The sequence below is a fragment of the Microcoleus sp. LAD1_D3 genome (assembly GCF_036702135.1).
Classification (GTDB): domain Bacteria; phylum Cyanobacteriota; class Cyanobacteriia; order Cyanobacteriales; family Microcoleaceae; genus Microcoleus.
In genome coordinates, this window is record NZ_JAUBSB010000002.1 from 24,115 (window position 1) to 42,890 (window position 18,776).

Sequence of the window (18,776 nt, forward strand, 5' to 3'; positions counted from 1 at the left end):
ATAGTATATATACGCACCTATACAGTTAAGGGAAAATTAGGGGATCGAACCCGCATCACAGGTTTTATCGAGAAGCCGATGGAGGAGCTCTGCTATCCAAAATTTTTCAAAATGCGCTAATTATATTGATTATCTGTACTTTTAAGGGTTGTCAACAAACCAATGATCTGAATGTCGGCAGCACGCTCAAAAATAATATCATCTTATCAAGTGAACTTACGCTCAAAAACTCGGTGACAGCCAAACAACGATCGCGGGACGCTCGCACTGCACTGGAAAAATTCTTATTTTAATGCCAGCGGAAACGATTTCAGGACTTTTCGTACTTACTTACTTACTTACTTATAACTTAATTAGGGTTAGATAGCCCAACCTAATCTTCGAGTTCTATATTACGAACACCTACTAAAAAAACTCAGTTAATAATGTGACAAATTATGTTTCAAATCTCCCTAACTGCTAGCGAAATAATCAGCTAAGTGAGGAGGCAAATAAAATTTGCAGGTCTCGAAAATAACTGTCAAAAAAATATTATTGGTCAGACTTTTCGGTTGAGATTGAAAGGTCGGTGAAAATAGCTGGCAGCCGAATGGTAAAAGTAGAACCTTTGCCCACCTCGCTGAATGCAGTAATGTCTCCGCCCATCATTTCGCAGAATTTCTTAGTAATCGTCAGCCCCAAACCAGTGCCGCCGTACTTCTTAGTAGTTGAGGAATCGGCTTGGGTGAAAGGCTCAAAGATTTTGGCTAACTGTTCGGGACTCATGCCAATGCCGGTATCTTTGACCGTAAAAATGATCCAATCTTGAGCGGAAGATAAAAGAGACAAGCTATTTTCAGCTTGGCCACCTCCTCTATACGCTCCAAGTTTTTTGCCTTTCTTGGCAGCGTCGGCGGGGATTTCGACGGATCGGGTAACGGCGAAGGTAATCGCGCCGGAGCGAGTAAATTTCGAGGCATTGCTGAGGAGGTTGAGCACAGACTGCCGGAGTTTAGTCAAGTCGGTCTGCATCGAGCCAATATCATCGGGGCATTGTATTTCTAGGATATTGCTATTTTTGTCTGCCATCGGCGCGATCGTGGCAATTACTTCCTCAACCAGAGTTGAAATGGTGAAGGTTTCGACGTGCAAGTCGGTGCGGCCTGCTTCAATTTTGGTCAAGTCGAGAATATCTTTAATCAGGTCTAGTAGGTGCTTGCCGGCGGTGTTAATTCTCTGGAGGTCGTCAATGAATTCTTCGGCACCGAGGTCTCGGGCGTCTTCTTGCAGGATCTCGCTGTAGCCGATGATGGCGTTGAGGGGGGTTCTGAGTTCGTGACTCATGTTGGCGAGAAAAATGCTTTTGGATCTATTTGCAGCTTCGGCGGCTAATGCGGCCCGGCGGAATTCTTCGGAACGCAAGCGTTCGGTGATGTCGGTGGTCATGATTAAAACGCACTGAGTGGTGCCGAGGTGGATGAGTTCCACTGACAGCAGCCAGTCGCGCACTTCGCCGGCTTTGGTGCGAATTTTGATTTCTTGGTTGCTGATTGAATTTTGTGATTGCAAAATCTGGGCGAGCCGCCCCCCGTCTTCTGAATTGACAAATATTCCTAAGTCGCTGGGAGTGCGGCCGATAAATTCGTGCCGCAGCCAGCCTAATGAGCGCAAAAAGCTTTCGTTGGCATCGAGGAAGCATCCGTCTGTGAGGGTGCAGATGCTGATCCCGACTGGGGAGGCGTGAAAGGCCTTGGAAAATCTTTCTTCTGAAGAACGCAGGGCGGCTTCGGCTTGCTTTCTGTCTGTGATGTCTTGGACGGTGCTGGTGATGTAGAGGGAGGTGACGGCGGCTTGTTCGTAGACTGTGCGGTTGCTACCGTCGGGGAGTATGAGTCTGTAGTCGATGCTGTAAGGCTGTTGCTGAAATAAAGCGGCTTCGATCGAGGTTTTGACTAATTCTCGGTCTTCAGGGTGCACGTATTCCAAGAAGGCTTCCAGGCTGGGTTCAAAAGTTCCCGGTTGCTGTCCCAGGATGCGGTAAATTTCCTCTGACCATCGCAATTGCTGGGCGTTGCGGTCTAAGTCCCAGTTGCCTAGCTGGGCGATGCGTTGGGCGTTAGCGAGGCTGGCTTCGCTGGCCCGCAGGGAGGCTTCTGCTTGGTGGCGTTCGGCGACGGTGGCAGCTAAGACTAAGCCCGTGACGGCGATGACGGCGATGAAGGCTTGCAGGGATAACAGTGCTTGGGGGATACTGCTGGCGTGTTTGAGGAAGGGGCCGCTGCCTCGGGCTATACCCCAGATGGCGAAGCCGCAGAGGATGAGGTTGGAGAGGGCCGTGTAGCGCTGGCCGAATCGAAAGGCAGCCCAAACTACTAGGGGAAATGGTAAGTATTCGAGGGGATAGCGGGCGTAGGCGGCGCGGGTGCGGGAGCAAAAGACGAGCCAGCCGACTGCTAGTAGCAGCAGCAGCCAAATCGCTCGTTCTGCTATCTGTTTGCGATGGGTGGGGACTTTGGGCAATTGTTGCCACGTCAGTAGCAGCGGGGCGACGAGCAAAATTCCCATAGCGTCTCCCACCCACCAAGTCCCCCAAATCGTGCCAAAATTGCTCCAGCTAGATAAACCGGTCAGGCATACGAGGATGCTGCCGATGCTGGAGTTGATTAGAGTAGAGCCCAAGGCTGCTAGTCCGACTATTCCTAAAACGTCTTTGAGCCGATCGAGCCCTGCGCTAAAGTTAATGCGCTGCAGTAGATAAGTTCCCGCCCACGCTTGCAGGGTTCTGGCGCCTGCCGAGATCAATGCCGTGCCGATGTTGGCCGACGGTACGCTCATGCTGAACAGGAAGCCTCCGATCGCGATTCCCGGCCACAGTTGCCGCCCAAACAGCAGCAGGGCGACTTGGGCAATTCCTGCTGCTGGCCACATCGGGTAAATTTCTGAACTGAGGGTGAGGGTGGAAATTGCGAATTGCGACGCCCAATAGTAGACCAGGGCGATCGCGCCTACTGCGAGGAAGTACCGCCAGGAATGTCCTTTGATTGGGTTAAGGAACTTTGTCTGCATGGTCGTTTGGGGAAAAGGTGGACGGTTGTTGGGGTCTCAGTAGGTGGCACGGGACAGGCAGAGGGTAGAGAAAATGTTTCTATTAGGTGATAGTAGGTCATGGGTGGTAGGTAGTGAGAGAAGCGTTTGAGCTAACTTTTTGTGGTGCCGTTGAGGGTTCGGTTTTTTTGTTCGATCAAATCTGCCCATGAATTTCGGGAGTATCGCTTTTTTGTAAATATATCTCTAATGGCTAAGCAATTGGTTTGTAAATTTTTGGTTTTTCTTAAAAATTTATTACCGAGCCACAGCGGGTGTCTTTTTGTGTCGGGCGATCGTAAGTCAATTCACCCTAACATCTTGCACCATGCTCAATAATACCTAAAATACCTAAAATACCTAAAATATCAATAACAGCGACGTAAAATCTCTGCTTTTAGGTAAGTTTGGGGCAAGAAACACGGTTTCTGATTAGAAGTGCAGGCGGTAGTAATTTTCACTAGATTTTTAACCCATCAATCGAGGCTTCAAGTATTGCGATCGAATACAGTGAAGGCGGAGAAGTTACAGCACAAAAAATATTTTCCCTTCTCTATTTCCCTGTTGCTGTTGCAATATCTAAGGTTAGTGTCAAACGCTCTTGAGATTCTTTAAGGGCGTCTTGGGGGTTGCGCCCCAGAAGGGTTGCCTCTATGGCACGACCGAGGTTTTCTGACAGGCGGGAGTAACCTGAAATAATGGGTCGCGCTCTGGCTGAGTTCATTTGCTCTAAAAATACTTGCAAAACAGGGTTTTTTTCCACAAAGCTTTGATAAGCTTTGCTCTGTCTCGATTTTAAGTTAATGGGCAAATAACCTGTTCCCAATGCCCATGCTGTTTGGAATTCTTCACCTAGAACGTATTCTAAGAATACTAGGGCTGCTCGCTCTCGTTCTGGCGAGGTTTTCATTAAAAATAGGTTTTCACCCCCTACGACGGCTGCGGGGCGTTTGAGGCTCGGTAAAGGCATTACTGCGTAGTCGATCGCGCTTTGCTGCAACTGTGCTAGCGTCCACGGGCCGGTAATTTGCATGGCGACTTTCCCGGCGATGAAGTTGTCGAGTTCGTAACCGCGTTCGGGTGCTGACAATATTGCTGAACCTTCTTTTAACAAGTCGTTCCACAATTCTAAGGCGGCGCGAGAACCGGGATTATCTATTTGGGGTACAGGACTTTGAGGTGTTTTGCCTTTGAGTTCGCCGCCGGCGCTGAACATGAATGGCAGCCAGGTAAATACTGTCCATTCTCCTTTGCCTAGGGGGAGCACTATGCCGTGTTGATCTGTGCGGCCGTCTCCGTTGGTGTCTCGGGTGAGCGATCGGGCTACTTGCTTTAATTGCGCCCAATTCTGGGGCACTTCTTTGATTCCTGCTGCTGCAAATAAGCTGGGACGGTAAAAGATGGCGACGTTGTTTGTCGCTAGGGGAACTGACCAAGTGTGTCCGTCGAGTTCCATTGACTCGAAGAGTGCCGGGTAGATTTCGGCTTTCAGAGGCGATTTGTCGAGCCAGTTTTCTAACGGCTTAATTGCGTTGAGTTCTGCTAGTTTTCCGGAACTTGTGGCAGCATTCCAAAGCAAATCAGGAGGTGCATTTCCAACTATTGCTGTTAATATTTTTGGCAGTTGTTGGTCTGGCTGGCCGATGTAAACTGGTTTGATCTGGATGTTGGGATGCGTTTTGTTGAATTGGTCTGTTAGGGTTTGAAATACGTCGCGATTTGGCGGGGGATTGATGCCGTGCCACAGTGTGAGTTCGATCGGATCGCCGTTTTTTGAGGCTGGGGTTGTGCTGTTTTGACAACCGCTTAGTATTAGGATATTTAAGATAAATAAAATGCAGACAGCTAGTTTTAGTGGCATTTTAATTGCTTGGGATAATTGGGATAAAATCATTTTTTATTGGGATTCAGGGAAGAAGATTTTTTTAACCGCAGATGCACGCGGATGGACGCGGATAGTTAGATGTTGGTAAAACGAGCTAAATCTAGAAAATCTGCTGGTAGTTGATTTCTCTCTCCCTCCGAGGTGTTTTGAAACAAAACGGTGAAAGCTCCTGCTCCTAGTCTATCTTGTGGCCACATCCGATAGCAAGGAATTTCTGTCAGGTGCGATCGATATTTTTCTAAATGAGGAACAGTGACTGGCTGAAATTCGGGGAATTTGCTTAACAGCCATTTGCTGACTTGTTCATTTTCTGCGGTGGAATAAGTGCAGGTCATATATGCAAGATAACCTGGCCGCGCTACAATTTTAGCAGAATTGGCTAAAATTATTTTTTGGCGGTTGGCATGGCTGTTGATGGTGACATGATGAAAGCATCCGGGTGCTTTGTCTGCTTTTGGTAAGAGTGACTGACCAGTACAAGGAGCATCTACTATTACTAAATTAGCAGTTTGTGGTATCTTCTCGGCAAGTATTTTTGAATCGACGTTAGTGGCGACAGATGGTTGAATTTGGCAGCGTCTTAAATTAGAGATAAGCATTCCCATGTGTTTGCCTATGACTTCGTGGCACCACAGCAATTGTGGGTTTAATGTTTTCCAGGAAAATACACTTTTACCTCCGGCGCGGCGCACATATCTAGGATTAGTTTGATTGGCTGCGTTATTGTTAATAAGGTGGAGGCGGCGAAGATTGAGGGAAAGTCGAGACAGTAGTAATGTCCTGCTTGATGTAAGGAATGTTTTCCCGGCTGCCCTTCTAAGGCTAGTCTATCTACAAATTCCGGTTGCCAAGAAACTGGAATTTCGACAGTAAATGGGTTGTCTGTTGGTTTGGGTTGCCGCCACAAGATAGCAGGATTAAAAGCTTGGGGATTGGTGACGGCATGAATAAACTTTTCTTGTTCGGCGGTGTCTGCAAATAAGCTGCGGCTGAGTTTAAGCAGGAGATTCGACGGTTTTTCCATGTTCGGGGAAATATGATAAGATTGAGATTAGCAGTAATAAAGGTATATTCGATGAGAATTCCTAATGTAGAACAGTTAAAGTTAACTTGGGAAGAATAGATGCAAAGGTTTTTGCGTCTATCAAACCCATTGCTTGTGAGCGTTTGAGTCTGGCTGCACCTGAGTATCAATCGAGTTCCTTTTTGTCGATCGCACAAGGCGGAACTATCGTCGAAGTGTATAATCGAGGAGGAAACTACCATTATTGGAGTCCTAGACGCATTGGGAGCTAGAAACCGGGTTGATTGGTAGATTTCTCGTTTTGACAGTGCAAGACAGTATCTAGAGGAATCACGGTTACACGCTCTAACTGATGACTGATAACTACTTACTAATAACTAAAAATCTATGAAAATTGTTTTTTTTGGCACTCCCGAATTTGCTGTTCCTACTTTATCCAGTCTGCTAAGTCATCCCGAATTCGAGGTAGTGGCTGTGGTGACTCAACCAGATAAACGTCGGGGAAGAGGCAATCAATTGATACCTTCACCTGTAAAAATGGCGGCTTTAAATCACCATCTCCCGGTTTGGCAGCCGCAGCGAATCAAGAAAGATTCTGAAACAATTGCCAAATTGCGGGAAGCAGAAGCTGATTTTTTTGTGGTGGTGGCTTACGGCCAAATTCTTTCTCAAGAAATTCTGGATATTCCTAGTTTGGCTTGCGTTAACGTTCACGGTTCAATTTTGCCGAAGTATCGCGGTGCCGCGCCGATTCAGCGCTGTCTTTATGACGGGGAAAAGGCGACGGGAATTACTACTATGCTGATGGATGCTGGTATGGATACTGGCGGGATGCTGTTGAAGGCTTTTGCGGGTATTACGCTGTTGGATAATGCTGATTCTTTGGGAGACAGGTTGGCGGAACTTGGGGCCGATTTGTTGGTGGAAACTTTGGTGAAATTGAGGGACGACAAAATTGAAGCTGTTGTTCAAGATGATGCTGAGGCGACTTATGCGCCGATGATTAAGAGTACGGATTATGTGCTGGATTGGTCGAAAAGTGCGATCGACCTTCACAATCAAGTTAGGGGCTTTTTCCCGGATTGCACGACGGCTTTTCGTGGCAATTCTCTGAAGGTGATAGCTACTGTGCCCGTCGGGCCGGAATATTGGCTGCAAATGCCAGCGGATTTGAGAGTTTTGGAACGCGAATGGCCTGTTTTGGATCAATTGTCGGGCGCAAATGGGGAAGTTGTCAAGGTTGTGAAGGGCTTGGGGGCGATCGTCCAAACTGGTGATGGTTTATTATTGTTGCGGGAGGTGCAGTTGGCGGGGAAAAAGGTGCAGTCTGGGGTGGATTTTGCCAATGGAACTCGATTGGCGGTGGGTGAGATTTTTGGGAGTTAAATAGTATATTTAGGGCGGGCAAGATGCCCACCCTACAATATTTGGCAGCAAAATCATCCTGTAATTAGATGCGCGATTCTTGACTAAAATTCGACCAAAACTTCCTCCGCGCCGCCCAACAAACCCTGCGCCGCCTCTAACATACTGTCGGCAACATCTTTCAAATCTTCCCGACTTGCCAGATAAGTTTTCAAAGCGTCTAACGGTTCTATACTATTGTTAGCATTCAATTCTGGCAACCGCGGCCTCGCTAGCTGACTGACTAATTCCGGCTGGATTGTGTAGCTGTGGGCTTCGCCGAGAAGTGCGTGCAATTCTGCGTTATCAATTAAGTCTAATTGTTCCGATCGCAATTGGTAGATCAATCTCACAACCGCGTCTGCGATCTCCTTCTTCCCAATAGCTTTCACCAGCTCAGCTTGCGGATTTTCCGATTCCGCAACATTCACTTTAATAGTCTGAAACACTCGCACGGGTAAAGTGCAAAATTCCCAATCAGCTTTTCCCCGTTCCAAATTAACTAACACAAAACCTTTATCTTCTTTCTCTTCGCTAAAATCAACTCGTTCGATACTTCCGGGATAAATTACGGGCGGATTGTTAGAAGCATTCAGATTTTGGTGTTTGTGAACGTGGCCGAGAGCAACGTAATCGAAACACGGGCGAGTTAGCATGGAAACGGGAATGTTAAAGCCTTTTCCAACTGCTAAAAAACGCTCTGCACCCAAACTCGCTTTATCTGCCATTAAGTGTGCTAAAAGTACGGTGGGGACGTTTGGATCGAGGCGGCGGATTTCTCCTTCTAGGGCGATCGTCAGTTTTTCGGTTAATAATTGGTTAACATCGCCCATAGACAGGCTTTCAGTCTCGGAACGTGTCATTAAGGTCGATCGAGTCAACCAAGGTAATGTTACCACCTGTACGGGCCCGTTGCGGGTTTGAATGAGGTGAGTGTCCAGGCGATCGCCTACAATAAACTTAGGTATCCCCAAAGTCCGATATATCCCCAAACTCGCGCCGCCTTGTCCCTGAGAATGTTGGTCGTGATTTCCTATTAGCAAAACAGTCGGAATTTGCGCGTCCACCAAGCGGCTGAATTGGCGGGCAAAAGCCTCTTTTACGAACGGGGCCGGCGTCGAATCCGGGAAAGCATCGCCGCCGAATATGACTAAATCTACGGGTTCAGAAATTGCTCTATCCATACATTTGCTCAGCGTCGCCGCGAAGTCTTCCAGCCGCGTATTTAAACCGGTTTCTGGATTAATCCGGCCGTGAGAAAAGCCGCTTCCCATGTGAATGTCTGAAAGGTGTAAGATTTTAATCATTGTTTTTTCTATTGGTTAGCTATCGTTTCGGTTCGGAGTGAGGACGGAAGTCTTCACAAGAAGGACTTGCATTCCTGACTACGAACCAAAGAAAGTTTTTTTTTCATACATCACAATATGAGGCCGGGGACTTTTTGATAAATTTCGCTAATTGCACAACTAAAATTCGCACTAACAAATTCTACTCTATCTCCTTGTCCGTAAGTTTGAGAAACCCAATTTCCTGACTCATTGAGCCGAAAACACTCAATTTTAATCTCAGATTGAGTGATGAGTACGTATTCTTGCAAACTCCGAGAAGTTTGGTAATCGGCAAATTTATCGCCCCTGTCGAAAGCTGCCGTTGAGGGCGACAATACCTCAACTACTAAAGATGGATATAAAATGAAATCTTCAGTAGTTGAGGTATCCCTTTCGTCGCAAGTCACCGCTACATCAGGATAGTAATAGCAATTTGCCTCTTCCAGTCTGACTTTTATATCTGATGATAAAACTAAGCATGGCGTATTCAGAAGATGATTTCCCAGCAGCCGAACTAAATTACTACCAATAATAATGTGAGGTTTTTTGGCCCCTGTCATTGCATAAACGTGTCCGCGTCTGTATTCGTGTTTGATCGGGCTTACTCGCTCACCTTCTAGGTACTCTTCTGGAGAAATGTAGAAATTGTTTTTGCTAATAACCATTGATTTTTACTCCGCTGATTTTATCTGATACTATGTGTTAGAACTCGCATATTTGGGGAAGGAAACGGCAGTGCCGTTTCCCTACAAATTTAACAAAACTCCAGAAACCGTGCGTGCCACAGTTTGCCACTTTCCGTCAAACCCTGCGATCGCACTTTAATTTTGACACTTTTAGGGTTAGCCTCGTAGAGTCGGGCAATTTCCAGCATTTCCCCGGCGCTAAAACCCGTTCCCACTGTTCCTACTGGCACTAATTTGCCATCCATTTCTTGCGCCACTTTCACGGCGCTAAAGGGCCGCCCCGCTACTTTTGTCGCCGTCAATCCGACAATAAACAGGTCGAATTCCAGGCAGTATTTAGTCCTCACCATCGGATATTTCTTGACATCTTTGCCACCGACATAGCGGCAGTTGTGCAACACCCAAACTTCGCCTTCTCTATTTTCAGATTCCTGCTGATTTGCCAGGACGATTTTTTCGGCGGTAGTGCGAAATGTCGGTACAATTTCAAAGGCTGGGGATAAATTCGCCAGCATTTTGCCAACTTCAAATCCCGCTGCAATTCGTTCGGCTTCTGCCACCATTGTTAGGTCATTGCCTTTGAAAAACAAACTTTTAAAAATGGCATAAATTGCGCTGGGCTGGATTGTCGGAAAACCGCTTTCAATATTAACTGTAGCAGCTTGCGCCCCCGTGCGGTGTTCGCTGCCGGTACAGCTTTTGTAATATAGTTCGCCGTCTAAAACAAAGATGCCCATTTTAGCGGCTGTGTCGATTAATGCTTGTTCAATTTCAACCGATGGCTGCTGTCGCAGATTAGTCGATCGCGATTGGTAGTATACTTTATCTGGCGTCGCGATAACAACGACTCGATTGCCGTCGCGCTTTGGTTGTCCCCAATAATCGGGATTTTCGATATAATAAGAACGATCGCTCGGCGCGTCAACTGGCTGCATTGTCACAATCCTTCCCGGCTGCAAGTGCGGCGGCAATTCTGCCACAATAGGATTGTTGGCAGTTTCTATTTTTGGGGCGGAAGTTGATTGTTTATCAGGAGCGAGATCGGTGGTAGAATTGTTTGGAGCATTGAGGGTGATCGGCTTTTCTCCGGTTTCCAATTCAAAGGCTCTTTTCCAAAATCCGATCGCCATTTCGGGGTATCCTTCCGACTCCGCACACAGTGCAAAACCGATAACTTTTGCCGTACCGATGCCGCGCCCATAATCAGATAAATACTGCACGGCCCCCGCTTCACCCATCAAGTGCAATTCCCGCTGAACAATGCGATTGTTCCAGCGTTCTCGAATGTCGGCGCTAATTTTTTTAGCTGCTTTTCGCTTTGCTTCTGCGTATTCGGTGCAGTCCATACTGCCTCCTTTGTGTAGGGCTATTTATATACTATACTAAACATTGATTTATTAGTCAAATTTAAGTTGACAATTAGGTGATGTGAATAAATTTAACTCTTTCATTGGTGGACTAGATTTATTTTTTAACCGCAGAGACGCAGAGGGGACAGAGAAAGAGAGGGATGGGGTTGTAGTGTGTTGATGGTCAAGCGCGGTAATCTGTTCGCCGCCAATGCTAAGATAACTTCGATCGCGCATTGCGACCAATAAAGCCGTGAGTTGCGTCTTACTCGCGTTGGGTTAGCTTTCGTTGCGATCGCACATTCGAGAATTTAAGATCGAGTTTAATTGTACTCTTATGATGCGATTGATTTTGTACAGCAAACCCGGATGCCACTTGTGCGAAGGGTTGCAAGAAAAACTCGAACAGATTGAAAGCCTCAAGTTTCAACTCGAAGTCCGAGATATTACTGAACGCGACGACTGGTTTCAAGCTTATCAGTACGAAGTTCCAGTTTTGTTTAAAGTGCAGCCTCAGCCAATAAATTCTGCTAGCGATGCTGCATTGTCCCCGGAAGAACTTTTGCCCCGTCCTTCTCCGCGCTGCACAATTGTCCAATTGGAGCAAATGTTACAGAAATATTTGCAAATAGATCCGTCACAATAATACGATTTACGCAAAAACTCAGGTTTTAATCCTGGCCTCGGCGTGCGCGGTGTGCACTTTACTCTAAGCCTGTAGGGTTCGCACCGCGCACAGAGAAAACCGTAGAGTTTGCACCGCGCACAGCAAAGGCTTGTAGATAGCGACTCAAACAATGTGTTGCGCCAGTCATGTTCAAGATATCCAAGTGAGGAGTTTTTCAGATGAAATTGAGAGAATTATTAGCAGCAGTTCCCAGCATTTCCTTTGACGCCAAACATCCCGCCCTCGATGCCGAAGTCAAGGGTTTATCCACTAATTCCCACGCTTGTCAGGCGGGGGATTTATTTTTGGGAATGCCGGGAACTCGGGTAGATGGGGGAGATTTTTGGCAAAGTGCGATCAAATCTGGTGCACTTGCGGCCATAATTTCCACCCAAGCAGCCGAGAAAACACCTTCCGAAGACGGGGGTACTTGCGTCATCGCAGCAGCCGATATGACTCAAGTTTGCGGTCAAATAGCAGCAGCATTTTATGGCAATCCAGCTAGCAACTTAAAACTTGTCGGCGTTACCGGGACTAACGGCAAAACTACAACAACTCATTTAATCGAATTTTTGCTCAATCAAATGCAGTTGCCGACGGCGATTTTCGGCACGCTTTACACTCGCTGGCCCGGCTTCCAACAAACTGCACTTTACACCACACCTTTTGCGGTTGACCTGCAAAAACAACTAGCAGAAGCTGTAGCAGCGGGATGCAAACACGGCGTGATGGAAGTCAGTTCCCACGCTTTAGCGCAACAGCGAGTTTTGGGCTGTACTTTTGAAGTTGCTGTGTTTACAAACTTGACTCAAGACCATCTCGATTATCACCGCGATATGGAAGATTATTTTGAGGCTAAGTCGCTTTTATTTGGTTCGCATTACCTCAAAAATCGCGCTGTAATTAATATTGACGACCCCTACGGCAAGCGGATAGTTGAAACACTCAACTCTGAAAAAGTTTGGAGTTATAGCACTAGCGATAAGACCGCAGATTTGTATGCTTCAGATTTGCAGTATCAGCCCAATGGAGTTAAGGGAATGCTGCACACGCCGAAGGGAGAAACTGCTTTTGTTTTACCTTTAGTCGGTCAGTTCAATTTATCAAATATGTTAGCTGCTGTCGGTGCTGTTTTAGAATTGGGTTTAGATTTGTCCGCAATTGTGGAGAAATTATCTCAGTTTTCCGGAGTACCGGGACGGATGGAACGGGTGCAAATTAGCCCGGAACAAGATATTAGCGTTATTGTCGATTACGCGCACACTCCCGACAGTTTGGAGAACTTGCTGAAAGCGTCGCGGCCGTTTATTCCGGGCCAGATGATTTGCGTGTTTGGCTGCGGTGGCGATCGCGATCGCACTAAGCGCCCGATCATGGGTAAAATCGTTGCAGAATTAGCCGATTTAACTGTTGTTACTTCCGACAATCCGCGCACGGAAAATCCCGATCGCATTTTGGAGGATGTTTTAGCAGGAATTCCCGCCGCAGTAAAGCCGATCGTGATGTGCGATCGAGCCGCTGCAATTCGCAGTGCTATTATGGACGCTAAACCGGGAGATGGCGTGCTAATTGCAGGAAAGGGACACGAAGATTATCAGATTTTGGGCACCGAAAAAGTCCATTTTGACGATCGAGAACAAGCGCGAGATGCCTTGAAAGCCAGAATAAATTCAGTTAACTAGATTCGGTTAACAGTTAACTGTTAACAGTTAACTGTTAGCTGTTCGCTGGCTGTAAAATTTATTGTATTTTTAAGTATTGATACGAAGCTAGAATCTGATTTGCACTAGATTATAATAGTAATACAAAATATTTTAACAGCAAAATAATTATTGCTATGATAGAACTAACTGACTATCAAATTCTCGGTTGCATTTACTCAGGCACTCGCACCCTAGTTTATCGCGGAACTCGCCTCTGCGACCAAAAACCGGTCGCCATCAAAGTCTTGCGGAATGAGTATCCCAGCTTCAGCGAACTCTTGCATTTTCGCAATCAATACACGATCGCCAAAAACCTGAATTTGCCCGGAATCATCGAAACCTACAGCTTGGAACCCTACCGGAACAGCTATGCGCTGATTGTGGAAGACTTCGGGGGAATTTCTCTGAAGGAATGGACGGGGAAAGGAAAAACCGTGCAATCTCTGGTAGATTTTTTCCAAATTGCGATCGACCTAAGCAATACATTAGATATACTTTACCGCCACCGCATCATTCACAAAGACATTAAACCAGCTAACATTCTGATTAATCCTGAGACTAAACAAATCAAACTCATTGACTTTAGTATTGCATCTTTGCTGCCGCGAGAAACTCAAATGCTGATGAGTCCCAACGTAATTGAAGGAACACTCAGCTACTTATCTCCAGAACAAACAGGAAGGATGAATCGCGGCCTTGACTACCGCACAGACTTTTATTCATTAGGTGTAACTTTTTACGAGTTGCTGACAGGAAAATTGCCATTTCAATCCAGCGATCCGATGGAATTGATCCACTGTCATATTGCCCAGCACCCGCCATCAGTACGTGAAATTAATTCCGAAATACCCCTTGTCCTCTCGGAAATTGTCAGCAAATTGATGGCGAAAAATGCCGAAGCTCGCTATCAGAGTGCATTAGGGCTGAAAGCCGATTTAGAAAACTGTTGGCAGCAACTCAATAATACAGGTAAAATAGAGAGTTTTACCATTGGGCGGCGGGATTTTTGCGATCGCTTTATCATACCCGAAAAACTCTACGGCAGAGCAACCGAAGTCGCTGCATTATTAGCAGCATTCGATCGAGTAGCAAACCCCTCTAACTCTCGTTCTCCAGAAGAGTCGGGAACCGATAAAAATGATGTAAAACAAGACCTCCTTTTGATTAAGGAGGACGGGCGTGACTCGAACTTATCCGGCAGCGAAATGATGCTAGTTGCCGGATTTTCCGGCATAGGGAAAACCGCTGTAGTTAACGAAATTCACAAACCCATAGTTCGCCAACGCGGTTATTTTATCAAAGGCAAATACGACCAATTTCAACGTAACATTCCCTTTAGTGCTTTTGTGCAAGCCTTCCGAGATTTAATGGATCAATTACTCTCAGAAAGCGACGCTCAGCTCAAACAATGGCAAAGGAAAATTATCAAAGCTCTTGGCGAAAATGGTCAAGTTATTGTAGAAGTAATTCCTGAGTTGGAACGAATTATTGGCAAACAACAGCCTGTCTCTGAACTTTCGGGAAGTGCCGCCGAAAATCGTTTCAATTTACTGTTTCAAAAATTTATCTCTGTTTTTGCCACCAAAGAACATCCCTTAGTGATTTTTTTGGATGATTTGCAATGGTCAGATTCAGCATCCCTGAAGCTTTTGCAAGTGTTGATGAGTGAAAAAGATAGTCAGAATTTGCTGGTAATTGGGGCATATCGAGATAACGAAGTATCTCCGGCTCATCCATTTATGTTGGCAGTAGCAGAGATGGAAAAATCCCAAGTAACGGTAAATACTATTACCTTGGAACCTCTGAGTCAAGACGATATTAACGATTTGATAGCAGATACGCTCTCGTGCGAGATCCTTCTTGCTCAGCCATTAACCGAGTTAGTTTATCAAAAAACAAAAGGCAATCCATTTTTTTCCACGCAATTTCTCAGAGCGCTACAGGAAGATGGGCTGATTGCGTTTAACCCCACCCCCCTTTCATCCCCCCTTACTAACGGGGGGCAGAGGGGGGTAACAGGGGGGTGGCAGTGCGATATTGCCAAAGTCAAAGCCCTAACTATCACCGATGATGTAGTGGAGTTTATGGCGGTGCAATTGCAGAAGTTGCCACCAGAAACTCAGGATGTGCTGAAGTTGGCTGCGTGCATTGGAGCGCAGTTTGATTTGAATACATTGGCGGTAGTCAGCGAGAAGTCGCCGGAAGAAACTGCTGCGGATTTATGGAAATCATTGCAAGAAGGATTCATCTTACCAACCAGTGAAATTTACAAGTTTTATCTAGGAAAAGAAGAGCGGACAACTAGCCCCGCCTTGCCAACGACAGCAGCTCAATTACCTCACTACAAGTTTCTACACGATCGGGTTCAGCAAGCTGCTTATTCATTAATTCCTGATGACCAAAAGCAAGCAACTCATCTCAAAATTGGACAGTTACTTCTTCCGAATTTCTCAGAAGTTGAAAGAGGAGAAGAAGTGTTCGATATTATTAATCATTTTATCATTGGCTCGGAGCTAATAACGCAGCAAGAAGAACGAACAAAGCTTGCTAAAATTAGCCTCTTTGCAGGGCAGAGAGCCAAACTATCAACGGCTTATGAATCGGCGACCAAATATCTCGCTTTCGGTTTAAGTTTTCTACCCAGCAATAAATGGGAATCTGCATATAAATTAACATTTACAATGTATCTAGAAAGCCTTGAGGCTGAATTTTTGGCAGGAAATTTTGAGGAAGCTGAAAAGTTGATAGAGATCGCATTTACTTCTGCCAAATATATTCTTGATCGAGCTAAAATTATTGCAATTCAGCTAACTCATTATCAAAATAATGCTCTGTATCAAAAGGCGATTCAGGTAGGAATAGAAGGGCTAAAACTGTTAGGCTTAGAACTGTCGATTCTGCCAAATGAAGCCGAGTTAGAAGGGATGGCTCTGGAAGTAAAAAAAACCTTAAATCAGCGCCCAGTTGCAGGACTAATCGACGCACCGCTAATTGTCGATGAAGAACGCCAGATGCTGATCAAACTGCTAATGAACATGGTACCGCCCACTTACCTAACTAATCAGGAGTTGTTAGTGTTGGTTGTTTTACACATGACCAATCTCTGTTTGCAATACGGGAATACAAATGTGGCGGGTTTTGTTTATGTTTGGTATGGCACAATTCTCTGCCAACGCTTTCAAGACTATGAATTGGGCTATGAGTTTGGACTTTTAGGGTTGAATGTGAATGAAAAATTTAATAACACCACCCTCAATGGCAAAATTTATATGTCGTTCGGCAACTTTATCAACCATTGGCGCAAGCACGTCAGTTCCAATCTTGTTCTGCAACAAGCTGCTTATCAGGGGGCAATGGAGGTAGGGGATTTTTCTTGGTGTCATCACAGTGCTCTGTTCAGTTTCTGGCAGCAGGCGATCGTCTCAAGCGATATTCACAGTTTGCTGGCTCGACATGAAAAGTACATCAGCTTTGCGGAACGAACGGAGATTACGACAGCATTTGCCCTAATTCTTCAGTGCAAGCTCCTAGAGAATTTGCAAGGGCTAACGATAGGGAAGTATAGCCTTAGCTCTGAAACATTTGATGAAGAGTCGGCGCTAGCAACATTCAATGAAATTGGCTATGGCTATGGCAGTAGCACTTACTATTTCGCTAAAGCATTTTTGTTTTTTACCTATGGTGAGTATGCTAAAGCTTATGAAATGTTAGTAGCGGCGGCAGAGTTTTCTAATACACTTTATGGACAATTTCAACGTGTCCTGCATTGTTTTTATCAGTCTTTGACTGTATTGCAACTTTATGGGGAAGCACCGGAAAAACACCCAAAAGATTATCAAGAAGTTGTTCAGAATAATCGGCAACAACTTAAAATGTGGGCAGACAACTGTCCTGAAAACTGTCTGTCCAAATTTCTGCTTTTAGAGGCGGAGATGGCTCGTGTTGCTCAAGAAAAATGGCAGGCTGCTGAGTTTTACGATCGCGCCATTCAACTCGCTAAAGAAAACCAATTCCTCAACGAAGAAGCCCTCGCCCACGAACTCGCCGCTAAATTCTACCTCGGCTGGGGAAAAGAAAAAGTCGCTGCAGGCTATATGCAGGAAGCCTATTATTGTTACGCTCGCTGGGGAGCAAAAGCCAAAACCGATGACTTAGAAAAACGTTATCCCGATCTGCTGCGCCCCATCTTACAACAGTCCGCCCAACCCGTCACTATTTTAGAAACCCTATCCACCCTCACCAATCCCACCTACTCAATTCATTCGAGTACCCACCCCACTACCTCAAGCACCTCGATCAACCATGCTCTAGATTTTACGACCCTCCTGCAAATCTCCCAAATGATCTCCAGCACGATCGACCTGGATGAGTTGCTGCAAATTGTGACCCAAACCATGTTACAAAACTCGGGAGCCGATCGCTGTGCACTAATGCTCTGCCAAGATCAAGAATGGCAAGTGCGGGCGATGGCTACCAGGGAACACATTAGCCTGCAAAGGGAACCCCTAGAGAATAATCCCACCGTTCCTGTTAAATTAATCCAGTATGTCAAAAACACCCTAGCAGCAGTTGTCATTGATCACGCCAAAACTGATCTGCCTGTGATGGACGATTATTTAGACCACCACCAACCAGAGAGTTTGCTGGGTTTGCCAATTCTAAATCAGGGGAATTTGGTCGGCATTTTGTATCTAGAAAATCGGATAACCAGTGGGGTGTTTAGTCGCGATCGCCTCCTAGTGCTGAATTTTCTTTCTAGTCAAGCGGCGATCGCTCTGGAGAATGCCCGCCTCTATCACCAAGTGCAGCAGACTTTGAATGAACTTCAGCAAACTCAGATGCACATGATCCAAAGTGAAAAGATGTCAGCATTAGGTAATCTCGTGGCAGGGGTTGCCCATGAAATCAACAACCCCGTTGGTTTTATTGCCGGGAACCTTAATGAAGCTAATGCTGGAGTCCAAGATTTAATTGATTATTTGCGCCTCTATCAAGAAAAATTTCCTCAACCGGAAGCAGAATTGATTGAGAAAGCAGAGGAAATAGATTTAGATTATCTAGTAGAAGATTTACCCAAAATGTTGAGTTCCATGAAAATAGGATGCGAGCGCATCAAAAACATCAGCACCTCCCTCCGCACTTTCTCTCGCGCCGATACCGCCAATAAAGTTGAGGCCAATATCCATGAAGGACTCAATAGCACTTTGATGATTTTACGCCATCGCCTGAAAGCTAGCGAAAAGCATCCTGAAATTCAAATCATTAAAAATTACGGCAAGATTCCCAAAGTCAAATGTTATTTGGGACAATTAAACCAAGTATTTATGAATCTGCTGGCGAATGCGATCGATGCCTTAGAAGAATCGAATCAAGGACGGACTTTTGCGGAAATTCAAGCCCATCCCAATCACATCACTATTCGGACAAAACTAGAAAGTGAAAAGGTAAAAATTTCCATCGCCGATAATGGAAAAGGAATGTCAGAAGACGTGAAAAATCGTATCTTCGACCATCTATTTACCACTAAAGATGTGGGCAAAGGAACTGGGTTAGGACTGGCGATCGCACGTCAAATTGTAGAAGAAAAACACGGCGGCAAACTGAGTTGTTTTTCTACACCGGGAGAAGGAACGGAATTTGTCATTGAGATTTTAATAGATTAAAACT

The 18,776-nt window shown here is 45.7% G+C and carries 11 protein-coding genes; 4 read left to right on the forward strand and 7 right to left on the reverse strand.

Annotation, left to right across the window (positions count from 1 at the left end; all coding sequences use genetic code 11):
• Positions 1-531: 531 nt before the first annotated feature.
• The 4 genes from QUA74_RS01135 to QUA74_RS01150 form a co-directional block, all read right to left on the reverse strand.
• Complete coding sequence (locus tag QUA74_RS01135; protein WP_333324186.1) at positions 532-3,045, reverse strand: MASE1 domain-containing protein; 2,514 nt, start codon at positions 3,043-3,045, stop codon at positions 532-534.
• A 571-nt stretch (positions 3,046-3,616) separates the two neighbouring features.
• Positions 3,617-4,957, reverse strand: a complete 1,341-nt coding sequence (locus tag QUA74_RS01140; protein ID WP_333324188.1) for an ABC transporter substrate-binding protein — start codon at positions 4,955-4,957, stop codon at positions 3,617-3,619.
• Between the two features lie 65 nt (positions 4,958-5,022).
• A complete protein-coding gene (locus QUA74_RS01145; RefSeq protein ID WP_333324190.1) occupies positions 5,023-5,547 on the reverse strand; it encodes a hypothetical protein in 525 nt (174 codons plus the stop codon).
• A 47-nt stretch (positions 5,548-5,594) separates the two neighbouring features.
• Positions 5,595-5,972 carry a hypothetical protein gene (locus tag QUA74_RS01150; protein ID WP_333324192.1) on the reverse strand — a complete coding sequence of 126 codons (378 nt, stop codon included), beginning with the start codon at positions 5,970-5,972 and terminating at the stop codon, positions 5,595-5,597.
• A 387-nt stretch (positions 5,973-6,359) separates the two neighbouring features.
• On the opposite strand from QUA74_RS01150, the gene fmt reads away from it, so the two are divergent.
• The gene (gene fmt / locus QUA74_RS01155) at positions 6,360-7,358 is read left to right on the forward strand and encodes a methionyl-tRNA formyltransferase (RefSeq protein ID WP_333324194.1); all 999 of its coding nucleotides are present in this window, start codon (positions 6,360-6,362) and stop codon (positions 7,356-7,358) included.
• Positions 7,359-7,441: 83 nt separating this feature from the next.
• On the opposite strand, the gene sbcD is transcribed toward fmt, so the two are convergent.
• The 3 genes from sbcD to QUA74_RS01170 form a co-directional block, all read right to left on the reverse strand.
• Positions 7,442-8,683, reverse strand: a complete 1,242-nt coding sequence (gene sbcD / locus QUA74_RS01160; protein ID WP_333324196.1) for an exonuclease subunit SbcD — start codon at positions 8,681-8,683, stop codon at positions 7,442-7,444.
• A gap of 110 nt (positions 8,684-8,793) precedes the next feature.
• Positions 8,794-9,369, reverse strand: a complete 576-nt coding sequence (locus QUA74_RS01165) for a Uma2 family endonuclease (protein ID WP_333324198.1) — start codon at positions 9,367-9,369, stop codon at positions 8,794-8,796.
• Between the two features lie 89 nt (positions 9,370-9,458).
• Positions 9,459-10,736 (reverse strand): ATP-dependent DNA ligase, encoded by a 1,278-nt coding sequence (locus QUA74_RS01170; protein ID WP_333324200.1) that lies wholly within the window; start codon positions 10,734-10,736, stop codon positions 9,459-9,461.
• A 343-nt stretch (positions 10,737-11,079) separates the two neighbouring features.
• Here QUA74_RS01170 and QUA74_RS01175 point away from each other — a divergent pair, with 343 nt between their 5' ends.
• From QUA74_RS01175 to QUA74_RS01185, 3 genes are all read left to right on the forward strand, one after another.
• Entirely contained in the window at positions 11,080-11,385 is a 306-nt protein-coding gene (locus QUA74_RS01175) for a glutaredoxin family protein (protein ID WP_333324469.1), read from the forward strand.
• Between the two features lie 200 nt (positions 11,386-11,585).
• Complete coding sequence (locus QUA74_RS01180) at positions 11,586-13,088, forward strand: UDP-N-acetylmuramoyl-L-alanyl-D-glutamate--2,6-diaminopimelate ligase (RefSeq protein WP_333324202.1); 1,503 nt, start codon at positions 11,586-11,588, stop codon at positions 13,086-13,088.
• Positions 13,089-13,243: 155 nt separating this feature from the next.
• Entirely contained in the window at positions 13,244-18,772 is a 5,529-nt protein-coding gene (locus QUA74_RS01185; protein ID WP_333324204.1) for an AAA family ATPase, read from the forward strand.
• Positions 18,773-18,776: the final 4 nt, after the last annotated feature.